Source organism: Psychrosphaera aestuarii (genome assembly GCF_017948405.1).
GTDB classification, from domain to species: domain Bacteria; phylum Pseudomonadota; class Gammaproteobacteria; order Enterobacterales; family Alteromonadaceae; genus Psychrosphaera; species Psychrosphaera aestuarii.
Window position 1 is genome coordinate 2,089,573 of sequence record NZ_CP072844.1, and the last position, 25,278, is coordinate 2,114,850.

Annotated in this window: 20 protein-coding genes and 1 pseudogene; 4 read left to right on the forward strand and 17 right to left on the reverse strand. The window is 38.9% G+C overall.

Features of this window, described 5'->3' with window-relative positions; genetic code table 11:
- Nucleotides 1–48: 48 nt before the first annotated feature.
- The 4 genes from J9318_RS09510 to J9318_RS09525 all read right to left on the reverse strand — a co-directional run bounded on the left by J9318_RS09510 (nucleotide 49) and on the right by J9318_RS09525 (nucleotide 5,591).
- Nucleotides 49–2,226, reverse strand: coding sequence for a HAMP domain-containing hybrid sensor histidine kinase/response regulator (locus J9318_RS09510; RefSeq protein ID WP_210559696.1), 2,178 nt, complete (start codon nucleotides 2,224–2,226; stop codon nucleotides 49–51).
- Nucleotides 2,213–3,379, reverse strand: a complete 1,167-nt coding sequence (locus tag J9318_RS09515) for a sugar ABC transporter substrate-binding protein (RefSeq protein WP_210559697.1) — start codon at nucleotides 3,377–3,379, stop codon at nucleotides 2,213–2,215. Before J9318_RS09515 ends, J9318_RS09510 begins: the two co-directional genes overlap by 14 nt.
- A 185-nt stretch (nucleotides 3,380–3,564) precedes the next feature.
- Nucleotides 3,565–4,590 carry a fatty acid desaturase family protein gene (locus J9318_RS09520; RefSeq protein WP_244731611.1) on the reverse strand — a complete coding sequence of 342 codons (1,026 nt, stop codon included), beginning with the start codon at nucleotides 4,588–4,590 and terminating at the stop codon, nucleotides 3,565–3,567.
- The gene (locus J9318_RS09525; RefSeq protein WP_210559699.1) at nucleotides 4,587–5,591 is read right to left on the reverse strand and encodes a flavin reductase family protein; all 1,005 of its coding nucleotides are present in this window, start codon (nucleotides 5,589–5,591) and stop codon (nucleotides 4,587–4,589) included. The genes J9318_RS09520 and J9318_RS09525 overlap by 4 nt, the downstream gene beginning before the upstream one ends.
- Nucleotides 5,592–5,769: 178 nt before the next feature.
- Here J9318_RS09525 and fabR point away from each other — a divergent pair, with 178 nt between their 5' ends.
- The gene (gene fabR, locus J9318_RS09530; RefSeq protein WP_210559700.1) at nucleotides 5,770–6,381 is read left to right on the forward strand and encodes an HTH-type transcriptional repressor FabR; all 612 of its coding nucleotides are present in this window, start codon (nucleotides 5,770–5,772) and stop codon (nucleotides 6,379–6,381) included.
- Nucleotides 6,382–6,472: 91 nt separating this feature from the next.
- Here the strand turns inward: fabR and J9318_RS09535 are convergent, their stop codons facing one another.
- From J9318_RS09535 to J9318_RS09550, 4 genes are all read right to left on the reverse strand, one after another.
- The gene (locus J9318_RS09535; protein WP_210559701.1) at nucleotides 6,473–6,886 is read right to left on the reverse strand and encodes a DUF3293 domain-containing protein; all 414 of its coding nucleotides are present in this window, start codon (nucleotides 6,884–6,886) and stop codon (nucleotides 6,473–6,475) included.
- Between the two features lie 199 nt (nucleotides 6,887–7,085).
- Complete coding sequence (gene efpL, locus J9318_RS09540; protein ID WP_210559702.1) at nucleotides 7,086–7,652, reverse strand: elongation factor P-like protein EfpL; 567 nt, start codon at nucleotides 7,650–7,652, stop codon at nucleotides 7,086–7,088.
- Between the two features lie 225 nt (nucleotides 7,653–7,877).
- Complete coding sequence (locus J9318_RS09545; protein WP_210559703.1) at nucleotides 7,878–9,104, reverse strand: aminotransferase class V-fold PLP-dependent enzyme; 1,227 nt, start codon at nucleotides 9,102–9,104, stop codon at nucleotides 7,878–7,880.
- 57 nt (nucleotides 9,105–9,161) lie between these two features.
- A complete protein-coding gene (locus J9318_RS09550) occupies nucleotides 9,162–9,764 on the reverse strand; it encodes an FMN-dependent NADH-azoreductase (RefSeq protein ID WP_210559704.1) in 603 nt (200 codons plus the stop codon).
- A 123-nt stretch (nucleotides 9,765–9,887) separates the two neighbouring features.
- Between J9318_RS09550 and J9318_RS09555 the strand changes: the two genes are divergently transcribed.
- Nucleotides 9,888–10,397, forward strand: coding sequence for a nuclear transport factor 2 family protein (locus J9318_RS09555; RefSeq protein WP_210559705.1), 510 nt, complete (start codon nucleotides 9,888–9,890; stop codon nucleotides 10,395–10,397).
- Nucleotides 10,398–10,445: 48 nt separating this feature from the next.
- Here J9318_RS09555 and J9318_RS09560 read toward each other — a convergent pair whose 3' ends face one another.
- The 9 genes and pseudogenes from J9318_RS09560 to J9318_RS09605 all read right to left on the reverse strand — a co-directional run bounded on the left by J9318_RS09560 (nucleotide 10,446) and on the right by J9318_RS09605 (nucleotide 20,805).
- Entirely contained in the window at nucleotides 10,446–12,296 is a 1,851-nt protein-coding gene (locus J9318_RS09560; RefSeq protein WP_210559706.1) for a choice-of-anchor I family protein, read from the reverse strand.
- A 155-nt stretch (nucleotides 12,297–12,451) separates the two neighbouring features.
- Nucleotides 12,452–13,108, reverse strand: a complete 657-nt coding sequence (locus tag J9318_RS09565; protein WP_210559707.1) for a cupin domain-containing protein — start codon at nucleotides 13,106–13,108, stop codon at nucleotides 12,452–12,454.
- 158 nt (nucleotides 13,109–13,266) lie between these two features.
- The gene (locus J9318_RS09570) at nucleotides 13,267–13,530 is read right to left on the reverse strand and encodes a CBU_0592 family membrane protein (RefSeq protein WP_210559708.1); all 264 of its coding nucleotides are present in this window, start codon (nucleotides 13,528–13,530) and stop codon (nucleotides 13,267–13,269) included.
- Between the two features lie 192 nt (nucleotides 13,531–13,722).
- Nucleotides 13,723–14,676 (reverse strand): annotated as a pseudogene (locus tag J9318_RS14140) (GGDEF domain-containing protein).
- Complete coding sequence (locus J9318_RS09585; RefSeq protein ID WP_210559710.1) at nucleotides 14,660–15,196, reverse strand: methanogen output domain 1-containing protein; 537 nt, start codon at nucleotides 15,194–15,196, stop codon at nucleotides 14,660–14,662. The pseudogene J9318_RS14140 and the gene J9318_RS09585 overlap by 17 nt, the downstream one beginning before the upstream one ends.
- A gap of 166 nt (nucleotides 15,197–15,362) precedes the next feature.
- Nucleotides 15,363–16,004 (reverse strand): hypothetical protein, encoded by a 642-nt coding sequence (locus J9318_RS09590; RefSeq protein ID WP_210559711.1) that lies wholly within the window; start codon nucleotides 16,002–16,004, stop codon nucleotides 15,363–15,365.
- A gap of 124 nt (nucleotides 16,005–16,128) precedes the next feature.
- Nucleotides 16,129–18,303: a prolyl oligopeptidase family serine peptidase gene (locus J9318_RS09595; RefSeq protein ID WP_210559712.1), complete on the reverse strand. Its 2,175-nt coding sequence runs from the start codon at nucleotides 18,301–18,303 to the stop codon at nucleotides 16,129–16,131.
- A gap of 127 nt (nucleotides 18,304–18,430) precedes the next feature.
- Nucleotides 18,431–19,141 carry a LytR/AlgR family response regulator transcription factor gene (locus J9318_RS09600; protein ID WP_210559713.1) on the reverse strand — a complete coding sequence of 237 codons (711 nt, stop codon included), beginning with the start codon at nucleotides 19,139–19,141 and terminating at the stop codon, nucleotides 18,431–18,433.
- A gap of 23 nt (nucleotides 19,142–19,164) precedes the next feature.
- Entirely contained in the window at nucleotides 19,165–20,805 is a 1,641-nt protein-coding gene (locus J9318_RS09605) for a sensor histidine kinase (protein ID WP_210559714.1), read from the reverse strand.
- A gap of 233 nt (nucleotides 20,806–21,038) precedes the next feature.
- Between J9318_RS09605 and J9318_RS09610 the strand changes: the two genes are divergently transcribed.
- Together J9318_RS09610 and J9318_RS09615 are read left to right on the forward strand one after the other, a co-directional pair.
- Nucleotides 21,039–21,938, forward strand: coding sequence for an ATP-binding cassette domain-containing protein (locus tag J9318_RS09610; protein ID WP_210559715.1), 900 nt, complete (start codon nucleotides 21,039–21,041; stop codon nucleotides 21,936–21,938).
- A complete protein-coding gene (locus tag J9318_RS09615; protein WP_210559716.1) occupies nucleotides 21,935–25,213 on the forward strand; it encodes a M1 family aminopeptidase in 3,279 nt (1,092 codons plus the stop codon). Before J9318_RS09610 ends, J9318_RS09615 begins: the two co-directional genes overlap by 4 nt.
- Nucleotides 25,214–25,278 lie beyond the last annotated feature (65 nt).

A 25,278-nucleotide genomic window follows, 5' to 3' on the forward strand; every position in this document is an offset into this window, starting at 1 on the left:
TATCGAACAGTAGAATCTTGAACAACAGCAACGATGATGGTTTTAACGTTATTTAAACAAGTAGAAATTTAGCTCTCGGTAGAGTTTATTTAACTCTACCGGCTTTCCTATATGGGCTGAAAACCCAGTTGCCATATACTTTTCGACATCGTCTGGCATGACGTTCGCCGTTAATGCAACTATAGGTACATTGTCATTTATTTGTTTTATTTTACTGCACGACTCTAAACCATCCATAACGGGCATTTGTATATCCATAAATACGATATCAGGACAAGATTGATTGAACAGGGTTACCGCTTCTTGACCATTATTTGCCACCATGACCTTGGCGCCTGTTGGCTTCAACATAGCTAAAAATACGGTCTGATTAATCTTATTATCTTCTGCAAGTAATATTGTTTTTCCTTTTAAAACAGGTGTCTCAAATTGGGCTTGTCTCTCAATTATTAAGCTTTCAACTTCCGCTTGTTGTAACGGCAATAATAACTTAAAGGTCGTTCCTTTAGATGGTTTACTAATTACACTAATCGTTCCACCCATCAATTCGACTAGCTGATTGGTAATGGCCATTCCTAAACCTGTACCACCATACCTTCTAGTAATACTCTTATCCGCTTGCTCAAAACGTGAAAACAATCCATCTAAGATCGATTGCGACATGCCGATGCCAGTATCTCGACACTTTAAAAGTAACTGCCCATCCTCAATTTTAAGATCAATGAACACACCACCTTGCTCGGTAAATTTAATGCCGTTAGACAGAATATTTAAAATAATTTGTTTAATGCGCACGGGATCGCAAAACCAGCCCTCTTCGTAACTACTATCAAAGGTTAGCTCTATTGAAATGCCTTTAGATTCAGCTTCAGGTTGTAATTCTGCTATCGTCGACTCTACTATTTTACCTACGTTAGTTGGTATCATTTCCAACTCTAATCGTCCCGCCTCAATTTTAGAAAAATCTAGAATGTCGTTTACTATGGTTAACAGCATTTTTGACGATAATATTCCTTTCTCTACTAAATCTTCAGACTCGCCATGTAATTTTTGCCTTTGTAATATTTGCAGCGTGCCCAATATCCCATTCATCGGTGTTCTTATTTCATGACTCATATTGGCAAGAAAATTAGCTTTCGCTTGTTCTGATACCTGCGCTCGGTTTTTTTGTTGCTGTAAGTCTTCAAACTGGTTATTAACTGTTGCTGACATATGATCCATAGCACTAAAAACACTATCAAACTCAATAAACTCTGACTTCATATTCGAGACCACATAATTACCACTTTTTATAGACTCCGCAATATTTTCTAGGTTGTTCAGTGGCGTTTTTAAACGGTTAGAAAAGCGTTTTAAGTAAATAAATAAAGCAATGAAGGTTAGAATTATGACCACTACCGAAAACAATAATGAGTTGAGGACTTTATCAGTATAAAACCCTTGATCGTGGCTGATCTTAATGTCTAAATTCACCCCATCCTGCTGCTGATTAAATGCGCGTTGCGTAAAAGAAAGCAATGAATCAATATTATCCATACCTTGTGAATACCAAGGTGTACCATCAACTAAAACCAACGTTCTGCTGTAAACAGTCATTAAATCATTGGATAACAAAAATTTTGGATTCAGCAACAGATACAATACGCCAGTAGTTTGATATGGGTTAACAAGCGAGGAGTTCGACCTTCTTAGCACAATAGATAAAAACAAACTGCCAGATACACCATCTTGAATCCCTTGGATTTTATCGGGAGTGTAGATCAATGACAGCGTTTTATCCTTGCTGTTTTGTTGGATAATTTCACTCGTATTTTGATTTAACTTATCACTATTGTATTTGAGCGTACTCAGCGGGTATCCCTCTACTAAATACTCAGAACCATCACTAATAAACGCGGCATCAATAAAGGGGTTTTTATCCACTAACCGCTTTAATTCACCAAATGCATATTGGGTGTAGAGAAGGTTAAAAGGTAATTCAACTAATACCTTTTTATGTTCCAAATCACTTAATATATGCCGCTGTTTCCCCATTTCGTTCTGTATATCTAAACTGACCGAACTACTGTGACGCTTAACATCTTCTAGCGCTAATGACATGCTCTGCTGATAAGAATCAATGCCAAATATAACTAGACATACCGTAGTTAATACTAAAATAGCCAGCGAGAGTTTTAATCGAATTTCCTGTAGTACACTCCGTTTTGTTTGATTAGTTTTTGTCATTGGCGTGCTCTATTGATTTGCTGGCAATATGTTGCATATATTTTGCTGCTGACTTTGCATCAAAAACATCAGCCAGAAAACGATTTGTTCCCTTCAACATCGCTTCCCAAACAATCGCCATATTGTGATCGTTAGGCATAGGCTCAGACAATTCCAGCTGCTCTAATAATATATTGAGATCTTGGTTTCCCTGGCTTTGAATGTAGCTCAGCGTGTTATTGTTCGTAGGGATACTATTCAACATTCCCCAAATCATCGCTTGTGCTTTATCGGACTGAAAAAACAGTGCTAGTTTCTTTAATGATTCAGCTTTATTTCCTTGCAAGCTTTTGTCTGGAAAAGCAAGTACGTGAGATGAAAAATAAGGTTTCATAGCCAGATCGCCTAACCTTGGCAATAGCGCAATTCCTAAGTCGTCATTTAATATTTGTTTGTATTCCCCTAAAGCCCACGAACCATTAATTGTGTAAGCTAGTTTGCCTGATAGAAACTTGTTTTTTGCACACTCGTAGTCGCAGTCTAAGTCTACTAATCCATTGGTATTTAGGTTTTTATACCACTTAAGTGCCGCTACCATCCCATCGGAATCAAGCGTTAACTTTCCATTAATATATGGAAAGTCACCATAAGTGCCAAGAAACGGGATAAACCAATACATTTCGAGATAATTCCAGGCGATTAAGTCGAATTCATTTGATAACTCAGACCCTTGTTGAAGTATTTCCCTCCAACTTTTTGCCGGTGTTTTTACAAGCTTCTTATTAAAATAAAGTACTAGGTGATTGCCGTAAACGATGGGAATCCCTAAACTTTTGCCAGCTACGATTGTCGATTTTATAGCCGTTTGATTTGTGCTTTTACTGAATAAAGTATTGGGAATTGGACTGACACGGATTGAATCTAAACCAGCAAAGTCGGACGGAACGATTATCGCGTCTGGTAGCTGTTTGTTGGTAGCACGTTCAATTAACTCAGCTTTAAGCTCGTTGTTTTTAAACGCCGCAACATTAATGCTAATACCAGTTTGTGCACTAAACTCATCAAACAGTGGCTGTAGATTGTAATTCTCAAGACCATAAGCCAGGGTAATCTGATTGCTGGCTTGTGCGTAAACATAATTACTTTGCAGCGCAAAAACATATAAAAACGCCAAGAACAACGTCCTAACTATGGTAAACAAATTAACAATCCTAATTCTTTCGTACATTGCTTAACTATAGGAAAAGAAGGCTAAGTTAGCCATTAAGTGATTTTTAAATCTAAATTAAAATCTAAATTAAAATTATAGATAAAAAAAGGGCTAACTAATCGTTAACCCTTTGTATAAGTATTTTAATGTTACGGCAGGCTGTACCTAACAATACGCCCTACAACTTCACCAAATTGTTTAAATATATTACCGTTGTTGTATTGAATGCCATGCTTTTTGCAAACCGCTTGAACTTTAGGAGCAACTTCTGCATACCGATAGGATGGCATAGTTGGAAATAAATGGTGCTCTATTTGATGACTCAAATTACCACTAAGTATATGGAAAATCTTGCCACCCTTTATATTTGACGAGCCTAATATTTGACGATAATACCAGTGCCCTTTTGATTCGTTTTTAAGTACTGAGCGGTCAAATATGTGAACATCTTTAGTAAAATGACCACAAAAAATAATCAAGTAAGTCCATAAGCTTCGAACCACATTGGCCGTCAAGTTACCCAAAATAACAGGAAGGAACATAGGACCAGCAATAATTGGGAAAAAGATATAATCTTTAAATAGCTGACCACCCATTTTTCGGTAAGCTTGTTCGTCTTCTTTTATAAACTCTTTCAGCGGTACTTTTTTAATAAACAAGCGCCCTAATCTCAGGTTTTGAAGGGCGACGCCCCACTGAAATAATATCGCAAAAATTATCGCATAGATGGGCTGGAACAAATAAGCTGGGTTCCACTTTTGTTCTTTAAATATTCGTAAGATTGAATACCCAATATCGTGATCCATCCCTTTCACATTCGTATAGGTATGGTGACTATAATTATGTGTTTTACGCCAGTTGTCTGAAGTACCAGCGATATCCCATTCATATGTAGAGCCATTAAAACGCTCATCATTCATAAAGTTATATTGGCCATGAATCACGTTATGGCCTAGTTCCATATTTTCCATTATCTTACTAATGGACAATAAAATGGTTCCTAGTAACCAGCATGGTGGAAACCATGACAACATTAGCAATACGCGCCCCGCTGCTCCGCTATAACGGACTACTTTTTCGATACGACGAATATAACGTGCATCTTCAGAGCCGACTTTTGCCATCGCCTCGTCTTTAATTTCATTAATTTCTTTTTCTAATAATTCAAAATTCATAGTTCTAACTCCAAGTCTGTACTTGGAAATGTTGTACATAGCTGAATGGTTTTGTTAACGTCGTTTAATAATGATGCTGCCGACACTCTGCATGTACATTCATGACATATGCCTTGTTTACAACCATGCTTTGCTTTTATTCCGGCGTTTAATAAGCTGTCTAACAAAGACGTCTTATTATCAACAACAATGGTTTTATCCGAGTTAATGAGCTTAACTTGAATATCCGTTTTAATTTCATGCTTGACTGGCGCTGCATTCGTCGACTTAAAGCTTTCAAACGAAAGTGATATGTCAGGCTTAACCAAATAAACTTGAGTATTGATGACTTCATTAAAACCTTCTGAACCACATGAGATTGCTTTTTTTGCCCCCTCTAAAAACTCGCCAATATTGGCTGAATCCGACAAAAATGAACGGCCATTTTCAATTACAACTTGGCCATTTTTATAAAATTTCGAGGCTTTAATTTCTTTTAACAATGCAGCGGATTGACTGCCATTATTTATTCGCGTGAGGTAAAGTAATTTTGCATCTTTATTGTTTGATGCTTTGAACAACGGCCACATCGCCGTAATACCAATGCCACCGGCTATAAAGGTATCAAAGCTTTGTTGATGGTTTTGACCAAACGGCTTAGAAATGTCTAAAACTAGCCCTTTTTTAACCGTTTCTTTTATTGACTGACTAACTTGGCCCTGCACTTTTATAAATAATTCAACCAAACCTGCACGATTTGGCAAATTAGCAATAGAGTAACAACGTTCCTCTCCGATGCCGTTTATTTCAAGTTTTAGACGAACGTGCTGACCCGCTACAAACTCGCCAAATGCCTTACTTGGCTTTAGCACAAGCTTAACTACATCGTTTATTATCGTTTTGCTCACAACTTTCACAGTTGGAGTATGTGTTTGATAATTAATGTTTAGTTGCTTAAACCAAAAGTCTAATGCCTGAGGTAAACATATGCTTTCAATCATTTTAGTTACTGTTCTTTTCACAAAATTACGCCTTAAATACACAGTATTTTCTTAACTAGGTGTTCGATTATACAGGTTAATATACAAGTGTATACAAATGTGTATATAAATTTGTTCACAATTAGTTTTAAGCCAATACTAGTAACTTTACGGTGAGTGTGAAAAAATACCCCTATTATCCATTTACGATGTGTAAAATGTGAAAACAGTTGGTCGAAAAGCCTCAATAAATAGTCAAGAAATAATCGCGGCGGCACTTAATTTAGTGGGGCCTCACCGTAGTATTTCCTCTCTTAGTTTACGTGAAGTTACGCGAGAAGCAGGCATTGCGCCAAATAGCTTTTATCGTCACTTCAAGGATGTAGACGAATTAAATATCGCTATCATTGAATTAGCCGGACAACATCTACGTGCCATAATTCGAGACGCGAGATCGCTTATAATCAATGAACGTTCTGTGGTTCGAGTGTCTGTAGAGTGTTTTTTTAATGAAATGCGCAAGCCTGGTTCTACTTTGCCTATTTTATTGCGTGAGGGTACGGTGGGGTCTGGTAACTTCCAAGATGCCATTAAAAAACAGTTAGATTTTTTTGCCCATGAACTACAAACAGATCTAGAACGTGCAAATTCAATTGCCCCTCGTTATAAAACAGAAGAGACCTTGGTGGTCGCCAAAGCCGTAACACAACTCGTGTTTGCTATGGGTGGTAACGCATTAAACACGCCAGAGAGTGATTTAGATAAAACCGTAGAAGAGACGGTCTTAATGGTTAAGTTTATTTTGAAAGGCGCATCAAGCAGCAAAGGTTAGTGACAAGGACTGCAGCAAAGGTTAGTGACAAGGACTAGCGGCAAAGGTTAGCGACAAGGACTAGCGGCAAAGGTTAGTTTTAAAAATTACTTCACAGTGCAGAGTTAGCTTGAATTCGGCTACGAAAGGAGCCCACCGATATTTCATCGCCGTTCATTAATACTGGTACTATGTGTAAGTCGTCACCTTCAACCCAAAAGATAGCATTTTGATTATACTTTTCCGCTAATCCAACCGCAGCCGCCTTTGATATTTGCACCGCAAAACTAGGCTCTTGATGACGAGCGTCTAATGAGCGCCCATTTATAGGCACATGAAATACCTCTGCTAAATCATCTTCAAGTGCTTTATTTGCTAGGATATTATTGCTTTCACTGAAGCTTTTACTTTGTGGATTGTAGGCCGTAATTATGGCGAAAGGGTTTGGCAACTCACCGAGTGGACTCATCAATTCGAATACAGTTTCACTGTAAATCTTTATTAATTCAGTAACATTTCCTGTCATTCTCTCTCCAGTATTAGCGCTATAGATTTTATTATTAATACTTATAAACGTAGACCAAAATAGAAGTACTAGAAAGGGTAATAAACAAAATTACCGGTCTTAAAACCGATAACAATACTGCTAAAAAAATCGCCCTTTAGTAAAAGAGCGATTAATTATCGTGTGTAATGTTTTACTGTCGCTAATGCATTAGCGTGAGTTACGCACGACCAACAAACTTAAGCTCTTCGGTGTTGATCTTAATGCGATCACCGGTGGAAATATGTTCAGGCACTTGAATAACTAGACCTGTTGTTAAGGTTGCAGGTTTTGTTCTTGCCGTTGCAGAACCACCTTTTAACGCTGGTGCAGTTTCAGTGATCTCTAACTCAACTGTCATTGGCACTTCGACTGTCGCGGCAACATCTGCAATAACAAGTACCATTAAACCTTGTGTTTCCTCATTAATGAACTGCAACTGTTCTTCAATTGTGTCTTTATTAAGGTGATATGGCGTATAGTCTTCATTATCCATAAAGATGTACTCATCGCCATCTGTATAAGAAAACATAACTGCTCGGCGAGAAAAGTCTGCCGCGCTAAGCATATCTGAGTCTTTAAACGTTTCATCTATTTTAGCGCCAGTTACAACGTCGTACATGCGCATACGGTATAAGCTGCCACCTGCTCGTCCTTGCGGAACTGAACGCTCAATATCTTTAATTAGTACAACACGGCCATTATGTTCAATTGCTGCGTTCTTTTTTACTTCACTTGCCTTCGGCATGCATTGCTCCTGATAACACTTTATTCTAGTTTTAATGCCGTGGACTTTAACCGTACCGACGGCATTTTGCAAAATTTAAGCGTTCATTTAATTCTAATTGCTGTAATTGCTATTACTATGTTTTGATTTAATGACACTATGTGCTTTATTCGCTCTAATTAATTCGTGTTATTCATTAGCTGCAATATTAAGCCAATGCTCCAGGGACAATATGATTTGTGCTTCTTACTCTAGGCAAGAGAGATCATAGCTCAATGGGTTATGATAAATTGCAAAACCAAATCTTAATCTATCACCACGATAATCTGTTTTGATCCCCTGGTTCGATAAAAACTCGGCCAATGACTGAACATCCTTTGGCTCCAGCTTAAAGGTCAAAAAATGGCCGTGCAAACCTAACTCGTTCACTTCGACTTTATTTAAGTCTAGTTCACCATCAGCTTTGTCGAACTGCTTAGTTGATCTTTTATCAGGCAAAAACTGATGTTGCATCAAATTATCAAGGTTTAATAGTGGGTGATTTAATGCTTGTAGCTTTTGTAAAAACATCAACTGACACTGTTTCACATACTCATGAATCTGTTCAACTGACAGCCCTTCATCTTTAAACAGCTGTAAACTGGCATTGAGACGATACATTGGTGACATATCCATGGTTGCTCCAGCAAACTGCTGACCATTTTGTGCATAACCTACATGACCCTCTTTACGTTGGTGTAAATCGCCAAACTCGGCGAACCATCCTGTATAAATGGGCTCAAAGTTACCGTCTGGTACAACAGCAAAACAAGCACCTTCCCCACCTTGTGCGTATTTATAACTGCCAGACAAATAAAACACCTTGTGTTCAAGTTCGCTCAAATCTGTTGGTATGGCAAAAAAACCATGATAACCATCAACCGTAATAAGAGGCTGTGTTGGCAAGGTATCAACAAAAGTTTTTAAATTCTTAATTGCAAAACCGGAATTAAAAAATACCTGACTGACAAATATCCAATCAAACGACTGTTCGTGGGCCGCTTTAGCAAACCGTTGTTCAAAAGTGTCAAAAGGCGCGGTTGGAACACGCACTATCTCAACCAAATCGCTTTGTAACCAGCGCTGAGATTGACGCTCAAAAGAGTAAAACTCACTATCTGTCGTTAAGATTTTAACTTTTTTGTGAGCGGCAAACGACGAATGGATACGCACTAGAAGTTCATGCGTATTGGGCGCAAATACGACTCGTTCTGGACTTTTAATATTTAAGGCATTAGCAACTAATGCCTGAGTTTGTGGCATCTTTTTGGAAAAAATATAGTTCCATTTGTCATCGGCCATTTGTGCAGTATCGTCCCAGTACTCTAACATTGCCTCGCGAGTTACGTCTGGCCAGTAATGATGGCTATGACAGGCAAAATGCTGAATGTCTGGTCTGGCACTCAAAAATCGTTTATACAAATGTTGATACATAATTTACTTCCATAAAAATAACGATGCCACCTTATTGAAAGCCAAACTAAATTGCAATTATAAGCGCGATATAATGTTATCCATTGTGCTGCGAGCTGTTGCCAAGCCTTGTTCTTTATTTGGCATGTTTAAACCTTCTGCGTATACGAACTCTATGTTTGTTAACCCAATAAAAGCGAATACATCTTTTAAGTATTGGCTTTGTGTATCTGCCGGAGTGCCCTGATAAATACCGCCTCGAGCCGCTATAACAACGACCTTTTTATCTGTCAGTAAGCCTTGTGGACCTTGCTCTGTGTATTTGAACGTAATGCCTGCGCGGGCCACTCTATCTATCCAGGCTTTGAACGTTGAAGGAATACCGAAGTTATACATAGGCATGCCAATAACGATGGTGTCATGTGACTGTAATTCACTGATCAAATCATCGGATAATGAGGCTAACTCAAGCTGCTCCTTGGTTCGGCTTTGAGGCTCTGCCATCCAAGCGCCCAACTCATCTGACGATAGGTGTGGCAGTATTGGACTAACCAAATCTCTTGTTGCAAACGTAAGCTTGCTGTTCGACTTCTTAAGTTTTTCTACAAACTCATTGGTAAGCATAGTAGAGTTACCAGCATCGCCGCTAATTGAAGATTTAATTACTAGTACGTTATTCATTTAAATGCTCCTTGTATTAAGTATCGACAATTTAGCTTCTATTTTTAAAAATGAATATTGCGAAAAATCGCCCCTATCTTTCGATTTTTTTAAATAATCTAAACGTGTATTTAAGGAATTGTCATGTCTGCGTTACTGGCTTTGAGTCTTTTTGCCTTGTCTGAGTCCAACCTGGCTGACGGTGCTATAAAAACGAATGTCGCTGAAAATAGTGAGTTAAGGCCGAAAAAGTCACTGCATCAGGCTCAGTATCAGCCGGTTCAACAGTTATTTGATGGTATGCGTGAACACAATGCAGAAAAGATAGCGAACGCCTTTGCTAAAGACGCGACATTGGTTAGAGCGAGACAGAATGGACTTTTAAAAATGACCGACATTCCCCAGTTTGCAAGCAGTATAGCGAAACGTAAGAAAGACTACATGGACGAGCAAATTATTAATTACCGTATAGAGACCTTTGGTAATATGGCCAACATTTGGACCTATTTTGTTTTTTACTTTAACGGGAAAATAAGTCACTGTGGCGTTAATTCAATTCACGTTATTCAACAAAACAGTGACTGGAAAATAGCCCACCTCATGGATACGGCACACCAAGGCAGTTGTGAAGAGTTTATAGCGCAACATCAGTAGTAATAGGATAAACGCAACGTCTTTGCCGCGCTTATCCTATTTGAAAAACTACTTTTGCTCTATTTGCCAAACGGCTACTGAGCCAGATATTTCGTTGCCAACAATTAGTAAGGCTTCACCTGTTGGGCTATCACTAGCCGCAACAAACTTCATCCCTTCTGGCGCTAAATCACCCGTAATATCAGCGCCTTCCATCAAGCCTCTGTTATAAAAGTAATCAACAAACTTAACATTATATGGATTACTTATATCGTACGCTAATATGCCGCCCATTCTCTCCAAACCAATAAACGCATAAGTTTGCTCACCAATTTTACCTAAGGTTAACGCTTCTGGTTCAGCGCCTTTAGCATCTGAGCGCGTATCACCGGTATTCTCATCTTCATCATTATTGAATGACGAACCATGAATAGAGGCAGTAATTCGGGCAATGTCGTCACCTGAATCAAATACCACCAAACCATTTTGGTCCCAAATAGTAAATGAGCGAGCGCCATAGGCGTATAGCTTTTCATACTCTCCGTCAGCGTTTTTGCCTAAAGCGTTGGTAACTAGCAGTCGTCCTAAGCCATTTTTTCCGCCCTGCTCCGAAACATAAGCATCGAGTTCTGCAGTAACAGGCGCAAAGTCCTCTAAGTCTTTAACGCGTGACTCGTCGGTATAAGCAATACAGACCTCTTCACCATCTTCCCACTCGTAAATGCCACCAGGAAAGTCGGTTTCACACTCATTTTTACCTTCATCTTCAGTAGCGTCACGTTCAAATGCAATATACTCTCGGCCATCGCCTTCATTCGCAGTTACAATAAAGTTTGCACCTTGCCAACTAAATGAAGCAATGGTGTCAGGTTGGTACATGCCGTATAGGTTGTCGTAAGACTTTAAGTTAATTCCATCGTCCTTATCAGACACATCCAGTTTATATTGGCTCCAGTCTTTAAACCCTAACCCAATAACTTGAACGCTATTATCTGATAAATCAACGATGGCTAACGCGTTGTTCTCTTGCAACGAAACAAAAGCTGTTGAATTATCTTCAGATACTGCAACATATTCTGGCTCTAAATCTTGTGCCACAGTGTAAGTTCTTACTTCACCTTTTATAGTTTGACCCGTTGGATTCGAGAACTTAGCGCCTTGTGCTTCTAGCGTTTCTTGTTGATCGTTAAAGCCTGCAAGTGAAATCATGGTTGCAACGTCTGCTGGGGCGCCATCAAGGATATTTATGATAGAAATAGAGCCTTCTGGATCAATGGTATAGTCACTGGAAGGCTCACCTTCATTGGCAACAATAACTTTTGCGCCATCGTGCGTGAAGGCAACATTATCTGGCAAGTCACCAACCTCTACGTTTTTAATAAACGCGGGGGCTGCGCCAGAAATATCAAAAAACGCGATATGGCCATTAACGCCTGGCGTACCTGAAGCAACGGCAACGGCTAACAATTCATTTACATCATCTACGGCAATGCTATTTGCATCGCCAGTTAAACTTGCGGTAGCACTTAGGTCGATTGTAATAGCTGAGGTTAAATTAGTATTTGTTACCACGCCTTCAGCGTCTTTGATTAACGTCTCAGGATCTAATCCATTTGTATCTAAAATTTCAACAACGGCTGGTGATACCGAACTGTTAATGGCATAAATCCATTTAGTGGATTTTTGAAAGGCAACGATTTCTGCAGCTCCCTCTGGTGAGTTTGCGTTTAAAACCCCTCTTGCGACTAAGGTTGAAGTCAACGATGTTGGAGCGTCTTTTCCTGCCTCTCCATTAATGCCATCAATGCCATTAGTCCCGTTTGCTCCATTCGCGCCATTTTCACCATCATTACCATCGAATTCACAACCAGTTAACGCTGCGATCAGCGCTACCATAATTAAAGATTTAGTCTGCTTCATATTATTATTTCCTTTCAAGGTGATATTAGATTTGGGTATAACTTGAAAGAAAACTGTTACCGCTATATGACCGCAATATTAAAAAGTGATGACCTGACAACCAGCCCTGCTTAAATCCTTTTTGGCCTGGGCTTAGCGCTACGTTAAGAGTGGGCTTAAAGCGCCAGTGGAAGATGTCCGGTTTTTACTAGTATAACGGTTTCTTGGTGAACAAATGGCGTGTGTTGACTCATGTGTGGGTTTCTGATCCAAGTGCCTTTTGGATACTCACCATTTTCGTCGCAAAAACAGCCTGATAACACAAGAATTTCTTCTCCGCCAAAATGACGGTGCGGGTTAAATACTTCATTGGCCGGCCATTTTACTAATGCCACATGCTCATGCTCAAAGTCATGCAAAGGCATCACCTTTAATCCGCCGTATCCTTGTAACCAAGGTGTCACATTTGTATTTAGTTTTACGTCGGCTAAATCGCGCTTATTAAATTGATTAAGCTTTACAAGAATTACACAACCTTCTTTGCTAAATGGTGCGTGATGACTATTAGGTGGGTTTCGAATATACGTGCCCGCGGGGTAATCGCCATTTTCGTCTGAAAAAACACCCTCAAGTACAAATATCTCTTCGCCAAGTGGATGAGTGTGTGTTGAAAAAGAGGCACCAGCATCATACTTCACAATGCTTGTGGTATGCCCAGACTCTTTTGCTTCTCGTTCTAGTGGTTTTCGCCACACACCTGCAGCAGGACTTTTTATCCAATCTACTTTTTCAGTTTCAATAACAAGTCGTTCTGAAAAATCCATATTAAGCATAGTTACGCCTTAAATTTTTAGTTTACCAGTGTACTACTATGATGAGCGATAAACTGATCACTCCTACTTAGGCTATTAAAAAAAGGAGAGTTCTTAAACTCACCTTTATTAAAAACTTGAATATTTTTATGCAGTACGTGTTTTACGCGTGATTTGTCTTAAGCGTCTGCTACATCAGCCTTATTTTTATAGTACTTAAATAAACCAATTAGCGATGCTGCTATCCAGAATATTTCAATTACAAAACTTGCTAAGTTAAAGTTGTAACACAAACTAATTAACAATAAGACTGCCCCCGCCAAGTTCATCATGTTGTAAACTAAACCGGTAGGTGCAACTTTATTTAGTTGTAATAAAAAGAACGCGCCTACTACTAAAAAAGTACCAGACATGCCGATAACGTCAAAAATGACATCTATCATGTAAAACTCCGAGATATATAATGATCCAAAAGACTGGCCCTATCCATGGGAAGGATCATTCTCGCTCCTTGAAACAGCACATTTAATTTTACAATGCACATTCAAGAAATATAGGCATTGTCATCAAATAACGAGTCGGGCGACTCGCTGTTCAGGCGGATTATAGCAATCTATATATTGGGATGGAAAGACTTAAAACGCCTCTAATTTTAATACAACTCTATTCCGTCCACCATTCTTTGCTTTGTACAAAGCATGATCCGCTCGTTCAAACAATTCTGTCATGGTAATTGGCTTATTTTCATTGCTACGTAACTCTGAAGCACCAATACTGGCCGTTATGTGAAAGCTACATTCATTCGTTTCTATAGTTAAACGCTCAATATTTTTTCGTATTTCATTTAGAACCTGTTGAGCTGCTTCACCGCTTACATGATTTAAAAAAATACAAAATTCCTCTCCGCCCTATCTACATACCACATCTGAGTCCCTAGCTCTTCGCTCAAGCTCTTCTGCAACAGCGCATATAACAGTATCGCCAACACTGTGACCGTATGTGTCATTTACTTTTTTAAAGTGGTCAATATCTAATACGGCTAACGTCGCTGGGATTTTATGACGAATATTCAATTCGATTTGACTATGTAAATACTCATCCATGTAGCGTCGGTTTTTTAAACCGGTTAGTGGATCGTGTATACCATCTGATTGAAATTTTCGAATGAGCTTTGCCTGTTCGCCCAATTCGCTTGAGTAATGTGTCTGCAATTGGTTAAATTTAGATACTTTGTAATCAAACTGCAATAGTATCGCTACAACTTGATGATCAAGTCGAGACCTTAACGATGAAAAGAATGTCAGGCATTCCTCTCCGTTACTTCTTTTTTTTAGCCTACATACTTGCAAGCCGGTTGTCTCTTTTGCTTTAGACCTAATGGCATCAAAGGTTTTAAATGTAGAAACTTCTTCGACTAAATCGTTAAATGTCTGACTTTTAGTATATTGTTCAAGGAACTTTTTGGCACTGGCATTACAGCGCTCTATTTTACCAGACAAAGTAACGATGAGTGCAGCGTCTGTTATATTGGTAATAATACTTTCTGTGTCCAAATGTTGCTCTAAATCTATATCACTGTTGAACATCATGAAAATACTCTCTTAACACTTCAGTGTCGTTATAATCCGGTTCAAGCAATATTTTTACATGACAATGGCCGTCACCATTTGCGATGGATTTATCAATTTTGATACCTGCATAGCCGTTACTATCCGCAACGATTTTGCCAAACACCGTTGCTGTCATTTGGCACATTGAGGGACGGCCAAGTACAGCATTACCAAAAGGACACATAGTATTACCTAACACAATATGTTTATTTGTCACTTCAATGATTGAAAAGCTACCACCAATTCGACGTTTTAAATCAACCAAAACTTCCGCAAGTTGATGTGGCGTAAATTGAGTTTTTTCAGTCCCTGTTTGATACATATTTAAAAACAAATCGGAAAGATGTTGTGCAACATGATTCATAAAAGCCGCACTTTCTGACTCACCTACAAAGTTTTCTAAAACACTGTTCAACTCAATAAGAGTTTTTAAATAAAAGTCGCTTTGATTTATAGAAATAGGAATCTGATGAAGATTTAATTTTTGGCCAGAGTCCATCAGTTAAATCCTTATGTTGTATAAAAAAACAAAGTTAATTTTAGCTAGGTTGAACTCAACCTAATTAAGTTAGATTAAACAAATTTACTTTTACTTATTAACAACTAGAAGACTACCGGTCTAATGTCAAAAAATAAATCCCAATATAGGGAGAACCCCTAGAAGGTCATTGATTAACTTTATACATTTTTATTAACAGAATGCCTCGAGAAATAATGCTCATACCGTTTAAAGTTAAAAGTGGCCACGCACTGCTCAAAGGAAGGGTTAAGGCAAAGGCTAACGTACTGACATCTTTAATTAAGATACTTTTTATTAGTGGAAAGGACAGCCCCCCCAGTGATTTTGATTTGTGCAGAAGCCAATATTGATGAAGCGTCCCCTGAACGAGTACTAGGGTAACAACGAGCATCAATACATCAGTTGCTATTTTTGCGACGGCTGGAAAGGGTCGATAGCCTATTGAAAGTAAGCCCATTCCAAACGCAAATGTCGAACCATAATAAACAATTGCATTAACATGCCCTTTTCGTTCTTGATATATACGAAACAATATTGCAATTAACAGCACTAGCGCACCAAAGCGAGTCCAAACCAAATAATGGTTAAATGGTTCTATTGCGATGCCAAACATAAAGTTAGCGTAAAACGCGAAAAAACTAGAGGCAAATTGGTTAATTGATAGGTTTTCGGTCGCTAAAAGGTTTTTAGACTTACGATCGTTTATCAAGATAAGTTGCTTTGACAAGCCATACCAGGTTAACAAAAACAGGATAGAGCTAACCGCACCTAAAATATGGTAAAGCATTGGGTTATCGTGACCTTACTGGTATTACAATAATAAAATATAAAAAAAGCAAAATAGCATGGCGTTAAAACGACAGACTATTTTGCTCTTATTTAACACATTGGCGTTGACCAATAACGTTTGCTTAGATGTTTTCTACACCCATGTTATATAGTGTAAAGCCATAAATATCAGCATATTGCTTAATAGTTTTACTAATTGGCGTTCCTGCGCCATGGCCTGCATCGGTTTCAATGCGAATTAATACTGGGTTTTTACCCGCTTGTTTTGCTTGAAGTTCAGCGGCAAACTTAAACGAGTGAGCAGGCACAACTCGATCATCATGATCGCCAGTTGTTACCATAGTTGCTGGGTATTCAACGCCTTTTTTCACATTGTGAACAGGCGAGTAACCTAACAGATAATTAAACATTTCTGCATTGTCATCTGAACGACCATAGTCGTAAGCCCAACCAGCACCAGCTGTGAATGTATGGTATCTAAGCATGTCTAAAACACCAACCGCTGGTAATGCCACTTTAAATAACTCTGGACGTTGCGTCATTACTGCACCAACAAGAAGGCCACCATTTGAGCCACCCATAGCTGCCAATTTTTCTGACGACGTAATTTTACTTTCAATTAGGTATTCAGCAGCGCCAATAAAGTCGTCAAATACATTTTGTTTTTGCATTTGAGTACCCGCATCATGCCATTTCTTACCGTATTCACCACCACCACGAAGGTTCGCAACGGCATACACACCGCCAAGCTGAAGCCAAGCTGCACGTGTTGAACTAAAGCCAGGCTGTAAGCTTACATTAAAGCCACCATAACCGTATAAAATAGTTGGGTTTGAGCCGTCTAACTTTAAGCCTTTTTTGTGGGTAATGATCATAGGAACTTTAGTACCGTCTTTAGACGTATAAAATACCTGTTTTGACTCGTAATTATCGCTATTAAATTTCACAGCAGACTTGTTGTAAACTTCAGACTTACCTGACTTAACGTCTAGCGAGAAAATAGTACGAGGCGTTTTGTAGTTGCTAAACGAGTAGTATACTTTTGCCTGTGAATCTTTGCCGTAGAAACCACCAGCACTGCCCACTTCCGGTAAGGCTATATCTCTAACTTTGTTGCCTTTAAGGTCAAATTGCTGGATTAAAGACGTCGCATCTTTCATGTATCGAGCAAATATGTAACCGCCGCCTTTTGAAACTGACAATACATTTTCTGTTTCAGGAATAACATCAACCCAATTCTCTGGCGTTGGTTTACTTGCGTTTAATTTAACAACCCTTTTATTTGGGGCATCACGATCGGTTAATAAAAGAATGGTTTTTCCTTTATTCGCCAACAGTGAAATATCAGACTTAGTGTCATCAACAATGGTTTTTAACTTTGAATTTGGACGACTTAAATCTTTTAACAATAGTTTATTGCCGTAGGTCGAAACAGAAGCCGATACTAATAAGTAGCGACCATCACTTGTTACATCAGCACCAACATAGCGATGTTTTTCAGCGTCTGTGCCACCATAAACTAATTTATCTTCCGCTTGTGACGTGCCTAAAACGTGGAAGTACAACTTGTGTTGATCAGTTTTTGCTGACAACTCGCTGCCTTTTGGCTTGTCGTAGCTTGAATAGTAAAAGCCAGAGTTGCCAACCCATGCGATGCCACTAAATTTCAAATCAACAAGATCATTACCAATTTGCTTTTTCGTTTTGGTATTGATAATACGCGCTTTACGCCAGTCACTGCCGCCTTCCGATATCAAATACACGGCGTAAGAGCCATCTTCAGAAAAAGTGATACCCGACATAGAAACAGTGCCGTCGGCACTAAATGAGTTAGGATCTAAAAATACTTCGGCTTCGCCGTCACCTTTTTTGCGGTATAAAACACTTTGGTTTTGTAGCCCGTCGTTTTTGTAAAAATAGGTGTAATCGCCTTCGATAAATGGCATGCCTACTTTTTCGTAATCTAACAATTCGCCTAATTGCTTTTCGATTTTAGCTCGATAAGGGATTGAGTCTAGGTATTTATAAGTAGTTTTGTTCTGAGCTTTAACCCAGTCTGCCGTTTCGGCACTCATGTCATCTTCTAACCAACGATACGGATCGGCGACGTCTGTACCAAAGTAATTATCAACTACATCACCCTTTCGCGTGTCTGGGTAGGTAACCGCGGTGTAATTTTCTGAAACGATAGGTTTAACCACTTTTTTACCTGAAGGTTCTGATTGAGGCGTTTGGCAACCTGCGATCATTAACGATGACAACAAGGCACTGCCTAAAATTAGTTTTTTGCTATTCATTTATATCCCTTAAAAATGTTCTTTTTATTGGTTTGATACAACTTTACCTCAAAGTTACTCGAGCACCAATAAATCACTACCTATTATTGGGTTAAAGTCAGGGTTTAATAAGTTATTAAGGTTAATACTAGAGGATATTTAACGCTTTTTGTCTAAACGACTTACCAATTTTTATTTTAATACCATTACTTAAACTCAACCCTTCTTGATCAATTGCCGAAACTCTTGACCTTGCTACTACATAGGACTTGTGGACTTGTGTAAATAGGGCTTCAGGAAGCTCTGCCAATACCCTTTTTAGGGTACTATTGACCAATACCATCTGTGAACCGTCCCATACTTTCACATAATTGCCATAGGCTTCAATATAGTCAATATGGTCAAACTCAAACTTGCGCTTTTCACGATTCACTTTTAAGACAATAAAATTGTCGTGCGTCTCTGACTCCCGAGCTTCTATATTACTCGTTATATTTAATTGTAGTGCGTGTCTTTGTCTCACTTTATCGAGAGCCACTGAGAGCCGTTCTGCTGACGTTGGTTTCAATAAATAATCGGTCACATCGAGCTCAAAGCCTTCAATCGCATACTCTTGATAAGCACTAACAATAACGACTTGCGGTCGATTAGTTAACACCTTTAATAAATCGATGCCATTTAACAGCGGCATATTGATATCTAAAAAAATTAAGTCTGTTTTGTTCTTCGCCAACCAGGACAATGCGTTTACCGGACTCGTAAATTGTTCAACAACATTAATGTCACTGTATTCCTTTATATGATGAAGCAAAACTTGGTGTGCCAAAGGCTCATCATCAACAATAATCGCGTTAATCACCGCTCGAACCCTCCTCTTTTGAATTACTCTTTTGAACCTGCCGATTGAGCTATCGTTCTCTTTGGCTTAGCTTCACTAACTGGTTTCAACTCTATTTGCAATCTAGTTTGCCAAACGTCACTAACGCTGGACGTCGATAACGAATGTTGGTTTGGATACAATAACGACAAACGACGCTTGAGGTTATCTAATCCTACGCCCTTTTGATGATGCTTAGGCTCTTTAAGAATCGGATTTTCGCAAACTAGCAACAAGCTATTTCCCGTTAGAGTTAACGTGATTTTTATTGCTGCAGCGGGATCACCACCACCAGACTGAACACCATATTTAAAAGCGTTTTCAACGATATTAATTAATAACAGTGGCGCGATTACATGCTGTTTTTGTTGGTCTGGCCAAGAAGTTTCTACTGTATGAGCCTTGCTCAACCTAATTTCATGTAACGCGATAAAATCTTTTAAGTAATTAACTTCTTTCTCTAATTCAACTAGTGCTAATTGACCGTCGTATACGGTATATCGAAGCAAATTAGACAATTTCATCACCATCTCAGGCGCTTGTTCAGACTTAGTCAGTGTTAACGCGTAAAGATTATTTAGGGTATTAAATAAGAAGTGTGGATTAATTTGTTGTTGCAGTAACTTCAATTCTGTCCATGTTTGCATGGATTTAATACGGCTGACTTCTACCTCTTGTTGCTGTCGTTCAAAGGCCAAAACAATAGGTGTAGATATCGCAAATAAGAAAAACGTAAATCGATAATTCGCCATATCAAACGGATTATGATCGCCCGAGGGTATCAAAGTAAATTTGTATTCATTTAACGGTAATTGTAAGGCAAGCCACGACAGCAAAGGTGTCAGTAAAACGATAAAAATGAGTGTAGATGCCAAAAAGGATAACACGCCGTATTTTGAAAGTAGCTGACGGATAAAAAAATAGCGATTAACAAAATACACAAATCCAACAAGAAAACCTAAAATTAAAAATTGCCAAAAGTAGCCAATAAAAGTAGGAAACTCAGAAAAGATAAGCATAACATCAATCACTAAGTTTAAAGGTTGGCTTGCCATAGGGTTTTTATAACCATTAAAGACCCCTGCCATCATAATACTCCAAACCACAATACCAATTATCACAATCGTATTTAGCGAAAAAAGGTTGGCTAAAATAGAGTCGGTATTACTTTTATGCTTACCTGATAAAAAATGATTTAACATGCTAAGAACGCTGGCAATAATAAAGAACAGCCATGCCTGGAAGCTAAATAAAATAGACTCAAATAACTCAAAGTGAGAAAACTCTCCTATGTCCATACTAATTAGTATTGGGGGATATAAAAACAAGCACGTGAACCATAATGCAGGTTTAAGCAATTGGTTAAGTGGCGGTCTCAACTTTTTGTGCCATGTAACAAGTTCAGCATTGGACGCTGAATGAACGAGCGCGTTAACCTGGTTACGTTTGTTACTGTTTGTCTGCTTTTTAATCGTCGGTTTAAAAATAAAATAATGTGTGATGAGTATAGGTAAAGACTCCATCATTAGCTGAACTGCAATACCCATGAAGTCTAGAGAATTTGAGGTTCTGAATGACAAAAAGCGAATGTGCGCTTCAATCAAAACTGCCGCGCATAACGGTAATAAACAAATAAAGCGACTCATCACAACCCTGTTATAAATTTTAGCCCTAACAATCGTCATCTTCTTAGCTTTTTCAGACAGTTGCAAATACGCAATGACAAAAGTATCAATATAAATGACTAACGTAAAAACTAGCCAATTAATCTCAATTTATCCCTTTGTCACGTAAACGAGTCCTTTCATCATTCAATACTCGTATTAAAATTTGTATTGAGTAAGCTAATTCCATAACGGTTATTTGCAAAAGGATTCACATGCTTACGTTAAACAATGTTACCAAAACCTATTCCGATGGCACCAAGGCACTGCAAAACATAACGATAAACTTTCCGAGTGGCATGGTCGGTTTGTTAGGGCCAAACGGCGCCGGAAAATCATCTTTATTACGCACGATTGCCGGACTACAAGCTGCAGACTCTGGTTCCGTTTTATTTACAAACGGGATTAATGTCATTGATGTGCTGGAAAGGCCCGATTGTTTACGTAAAACATTGGGTTACTTGCCACAAGAATTTGGTGTTTATCCACATATGTCCTGTATCGCCTTATTAGAGCATATGGCGGTATTAAAGGGCTTAACCTTAACACAGCGTGAACAGCAGATCCCTCAACTCCTTGAGCTGACTAATTTAACCAAGGCCGCCAATAAATCCGTGGCCAATTACTCAGGTGGTATGAAGCAACGTTTTGGCATAGCCCAAGCCTTATTAGGTGATCCCAAATTAATAGTTATGGATGAGCCCACCGCAGGATTAGATCCAGTTGAACGCCAGCGCTTAAACGACGTATTAGTCAATATAAGTAAAGATCGTCTCGTCTTATTATCAACACATATTGTTGAAGATGTAGAGAACCTGTGTCGATTTGTGGCCATGCAGTTCAATGGCAAAATAGTTGTTAGTGGCAACATTCCAAACTTACTTGAACCGTTACGCAATAAAGTATGGCGCTCTTCCAAACCACCAAGAAACAATAACCACGCCGATTTTCCTGATCAAGCGTCAAACGTTTTGCTCAATAAGACATATTGTTACGGCGATCCTGTGTTTCGTATTTTTAGTGACAAGCAGCCAAACGAAGACGCAAGTCTGTCAACACCCACGCTTCAAGATAGATACTTTTTAGAACAAATAAAATCGAGCACTGAACGATGATCACGAACGAACTAAAGTTTCTAATTCGACAGCCAATCGTTGCCGTTGGTGGCCTGTTGCTTATTGCGTTTGCTTACATTTTTGCAAACGGCGTATCCGTCGACGTGGTTCAGCCAAGCAGTCAGTTGATCATTAAATTGCACGGTTTTGTCTTGCTCGTTTTGCCAATTATGATTTTGGTCATTACCAATTCGCTATTTTTACGTGATATCAACAGTGGCATGGATAGCCTGATTGCTGCCGCGCCAGTTACACATAGTCGAAAGTGGCTATATCGTTGGCTTAGCGCTGTAGGCGTTTGTTTTATCGCTATATTTATTACTGATCTAATGATACTTAGTTCATTCATTTTGCAAACAAACCACCTTGATGGTGTTGTTGTCCTTACCTTACAAACACTATTTATCTCGCAACTGCCGTCAATTTTAGTGCTTTCTACATTTTCACTTTTTGTTTGTTTGGTATTAATTCAGCGCAATACCAACGTACTTAATGTGACACTTATTTTAACCGCAATATTAGGCGTAATTTGGATTGGCTACATTGTTATGAGTAGCACACTAGGTTCACCTATATTAGCTGGCAGCAAAATTAACAGTCCTTCATTTTATGAAGCCATGCTGTGGCTTGACCCGTACGGACTTACCGCTGTATTCGATAACATCAATAGCCCGAATCAACATTTTGGTTTCACCTATTTCATCAATCGCGCTTGTTTCACTATTTTAAGTTTAATCGGGCTGTATTACCTGCTTAGACGGCCGTTAAATATGTCCTCTCGTAATCCCAGTAATAATACTGACAAAATTACCGTGTACGGCACAAACCAAAGTTCGAGTAAAATACTCAATACAAATAGTAAAACTGTTACTATTAATAAAAAGACCACCTTGTTTACAACTTTGGTTCACACTTCGTTGTTGAGCTTGCTCCGAACACCTACCTCTATTGGTTTATTAGTACTATGGCCGTTTTTATGTTTTAGCGAAGTTGCCTCAGGCATAGACTATGTTGAAGCAATGTCGCGGCTTCTCCCAACCTCCGTCGACGCCTTAAATCGAATCTCGTCAGATATTATGCCGGTATTTGGCGCAATTATTATTTGCTTTTGGAGTTGGCAGCTTTGTTGGCGCGAACACACGGTTCGTTTTGCTGAAATTCACGCTAGTGCCCACTTTAATAATCTGCAACTAGTCTTATCACATGTTGTTGTAATAACAATAATGGCGCTACTTTTAATAAGTCTTGCCACTTTCGCTAGTCTTTGTGCTGAAATATTTACTAACAGTAAAATATTACTCAGTCATTATGTTGTGGTGATGACATATCAGTTGTTACCTCTTGTTGTTTTAGGCACATTGGTCGTGTCTTTGCAGCATATTATTCGAAACAAGATGATGGCCGCCTTTACCATTTTTTTAGTCATCATAATTAAGTTTACACCTGTTACCACCGCGTTTGGACTCACGCATACCCTTTGGAATATCGCTGGTACGCCTATTCAAGACCCAGACTTATTTTGGGGTTATGCTCGAAGTGCTTCGGTTTATTGGCCGTATATGACATTTTGGCTGTGTGTTAGCGTAAGCGTTGTATTAACTGCTATTACCGTAAGTCATCGAGGAACCGGTATAGCTAGTTCCAAACTTCGCTTACCAACAAAACGAGATTATCAATCTACGACCAAAATTAGCTTAGCTGTTTCTATTGTGCTGACCACAATGGTCGGTTTGAATTTGCACTTTTCATTAATCACAGAAAAGCCGTTGACTAATTCTCATAAGCGAGAGCTTTGGAAAGCGTCTTACGAAAAATCATATAAAAATTGGGCGACTCATCCTCAACCTGTCATCGTTAATATAGAATCGAAAGTTGACTTATATCCAGCAGATCATCGAGCAACGTTTGCAATTAGCTACCGTCTAAAAAACAAATCAAATACCAACATTAATAAAGTGCTTATTTCTCAATATGGTAATCATGAACTACCTGGCATAGATGCATCAAACTATGAAAAAATTGAGCTCGATGAAACACTTAAACAAGCAGTCATTCATTTAGCAACGCCACTTACTCCAGGTGATGAAATGACGGCAATTTTTTCGTTTACCTACGAACAACCGAGTTTGTGGCCAGTGGGGGGACATCAATTTATCGACCCATCGATTAGCTATTTGCGTGCGATGCCTTTACTCCCGCTTATTGGTTTTCAAACTACTTATCAGCTTCGAGATCCTTTGTTGAGAAAAGAGCATGAACTGCCTGAATTACACTTATCAAAACCAAGTGAACTAACGCCACAATTCTTTGCCAAAGAAGATCGTGCTTATCAGTGGACTAATATGCGTACGATTATCACGACTGAAGCTGACCAAACCGCGTTGACACAAGGCAAGCTTGTCTCATCGTCCTACCAAAAAAGCACTGGGCGCAATGTATTTGTTTATCAAACATCAAAACCAATTAGAGCAATTCCAGCTTGGTTGTCGTTTCCAGCATCATCGTTACATAGCGAATTATTTGTCGATGAAAATATTAACGAAACCACCAAAAAATCGGTAAATATCAACATTGTTGCTCCACAAGGAGCTAAGCTAACAGACGCTTACAATACAAACCTAACCGCAATAAAAGATACGTTATCGTGGTTTTCTACTCATATAGCGCCATACCCAGCTGAACAACTTACTTTAGTTAGCCTTCCTGAAGTTGGTATAACTGGATATGCGTTGCCACAAATTATGTTTGTTTCAAACCGGAACGCCTTTAGAGCCCTACCGAATGAACAAGCAACCTTTGATCAGCGTTACCGCCGCGCGGTACACGAAACGGCGCACCAATGGTTTGGTCATCAACTCGGCAATGGTGTAATTGAAGACGGCTCTTTTTTGATTGAAGCGATGGCGAAATATGTAGAGCTTGTCGTTATCGAAAAGCATTACGGGAAAACAACTATGCAAGGCCTCATTGATTATGAACGTCGCCGATTTGAATTGACCGAACGTACTAATTCGGTTAAACCAAGTGCTCTAATTGACGAGCAGCAGCCACATCATCAGTATTCTAGGGCAACATTAGTGTTTGCGAAGTTACGCAGTGAACTTGGCGATAAAGTCATTATTTCGGCTATTCAGCAGATATGGTCACAACATCAACCACCGAATCGTCCTGCTGTTGCACTTGATTTTGTCTCTGCGTTAATAAAAGTAAGTTCGAACGAACATCACAAACTAATAAAACAATTATTGATGACCAATGACTTGTCGATTTTATAGTAGCAAACGTTGCTATGTCGTTTTAGCTTTTATAATGCAAAATTAGTTAAGTTTGTTATTTGATA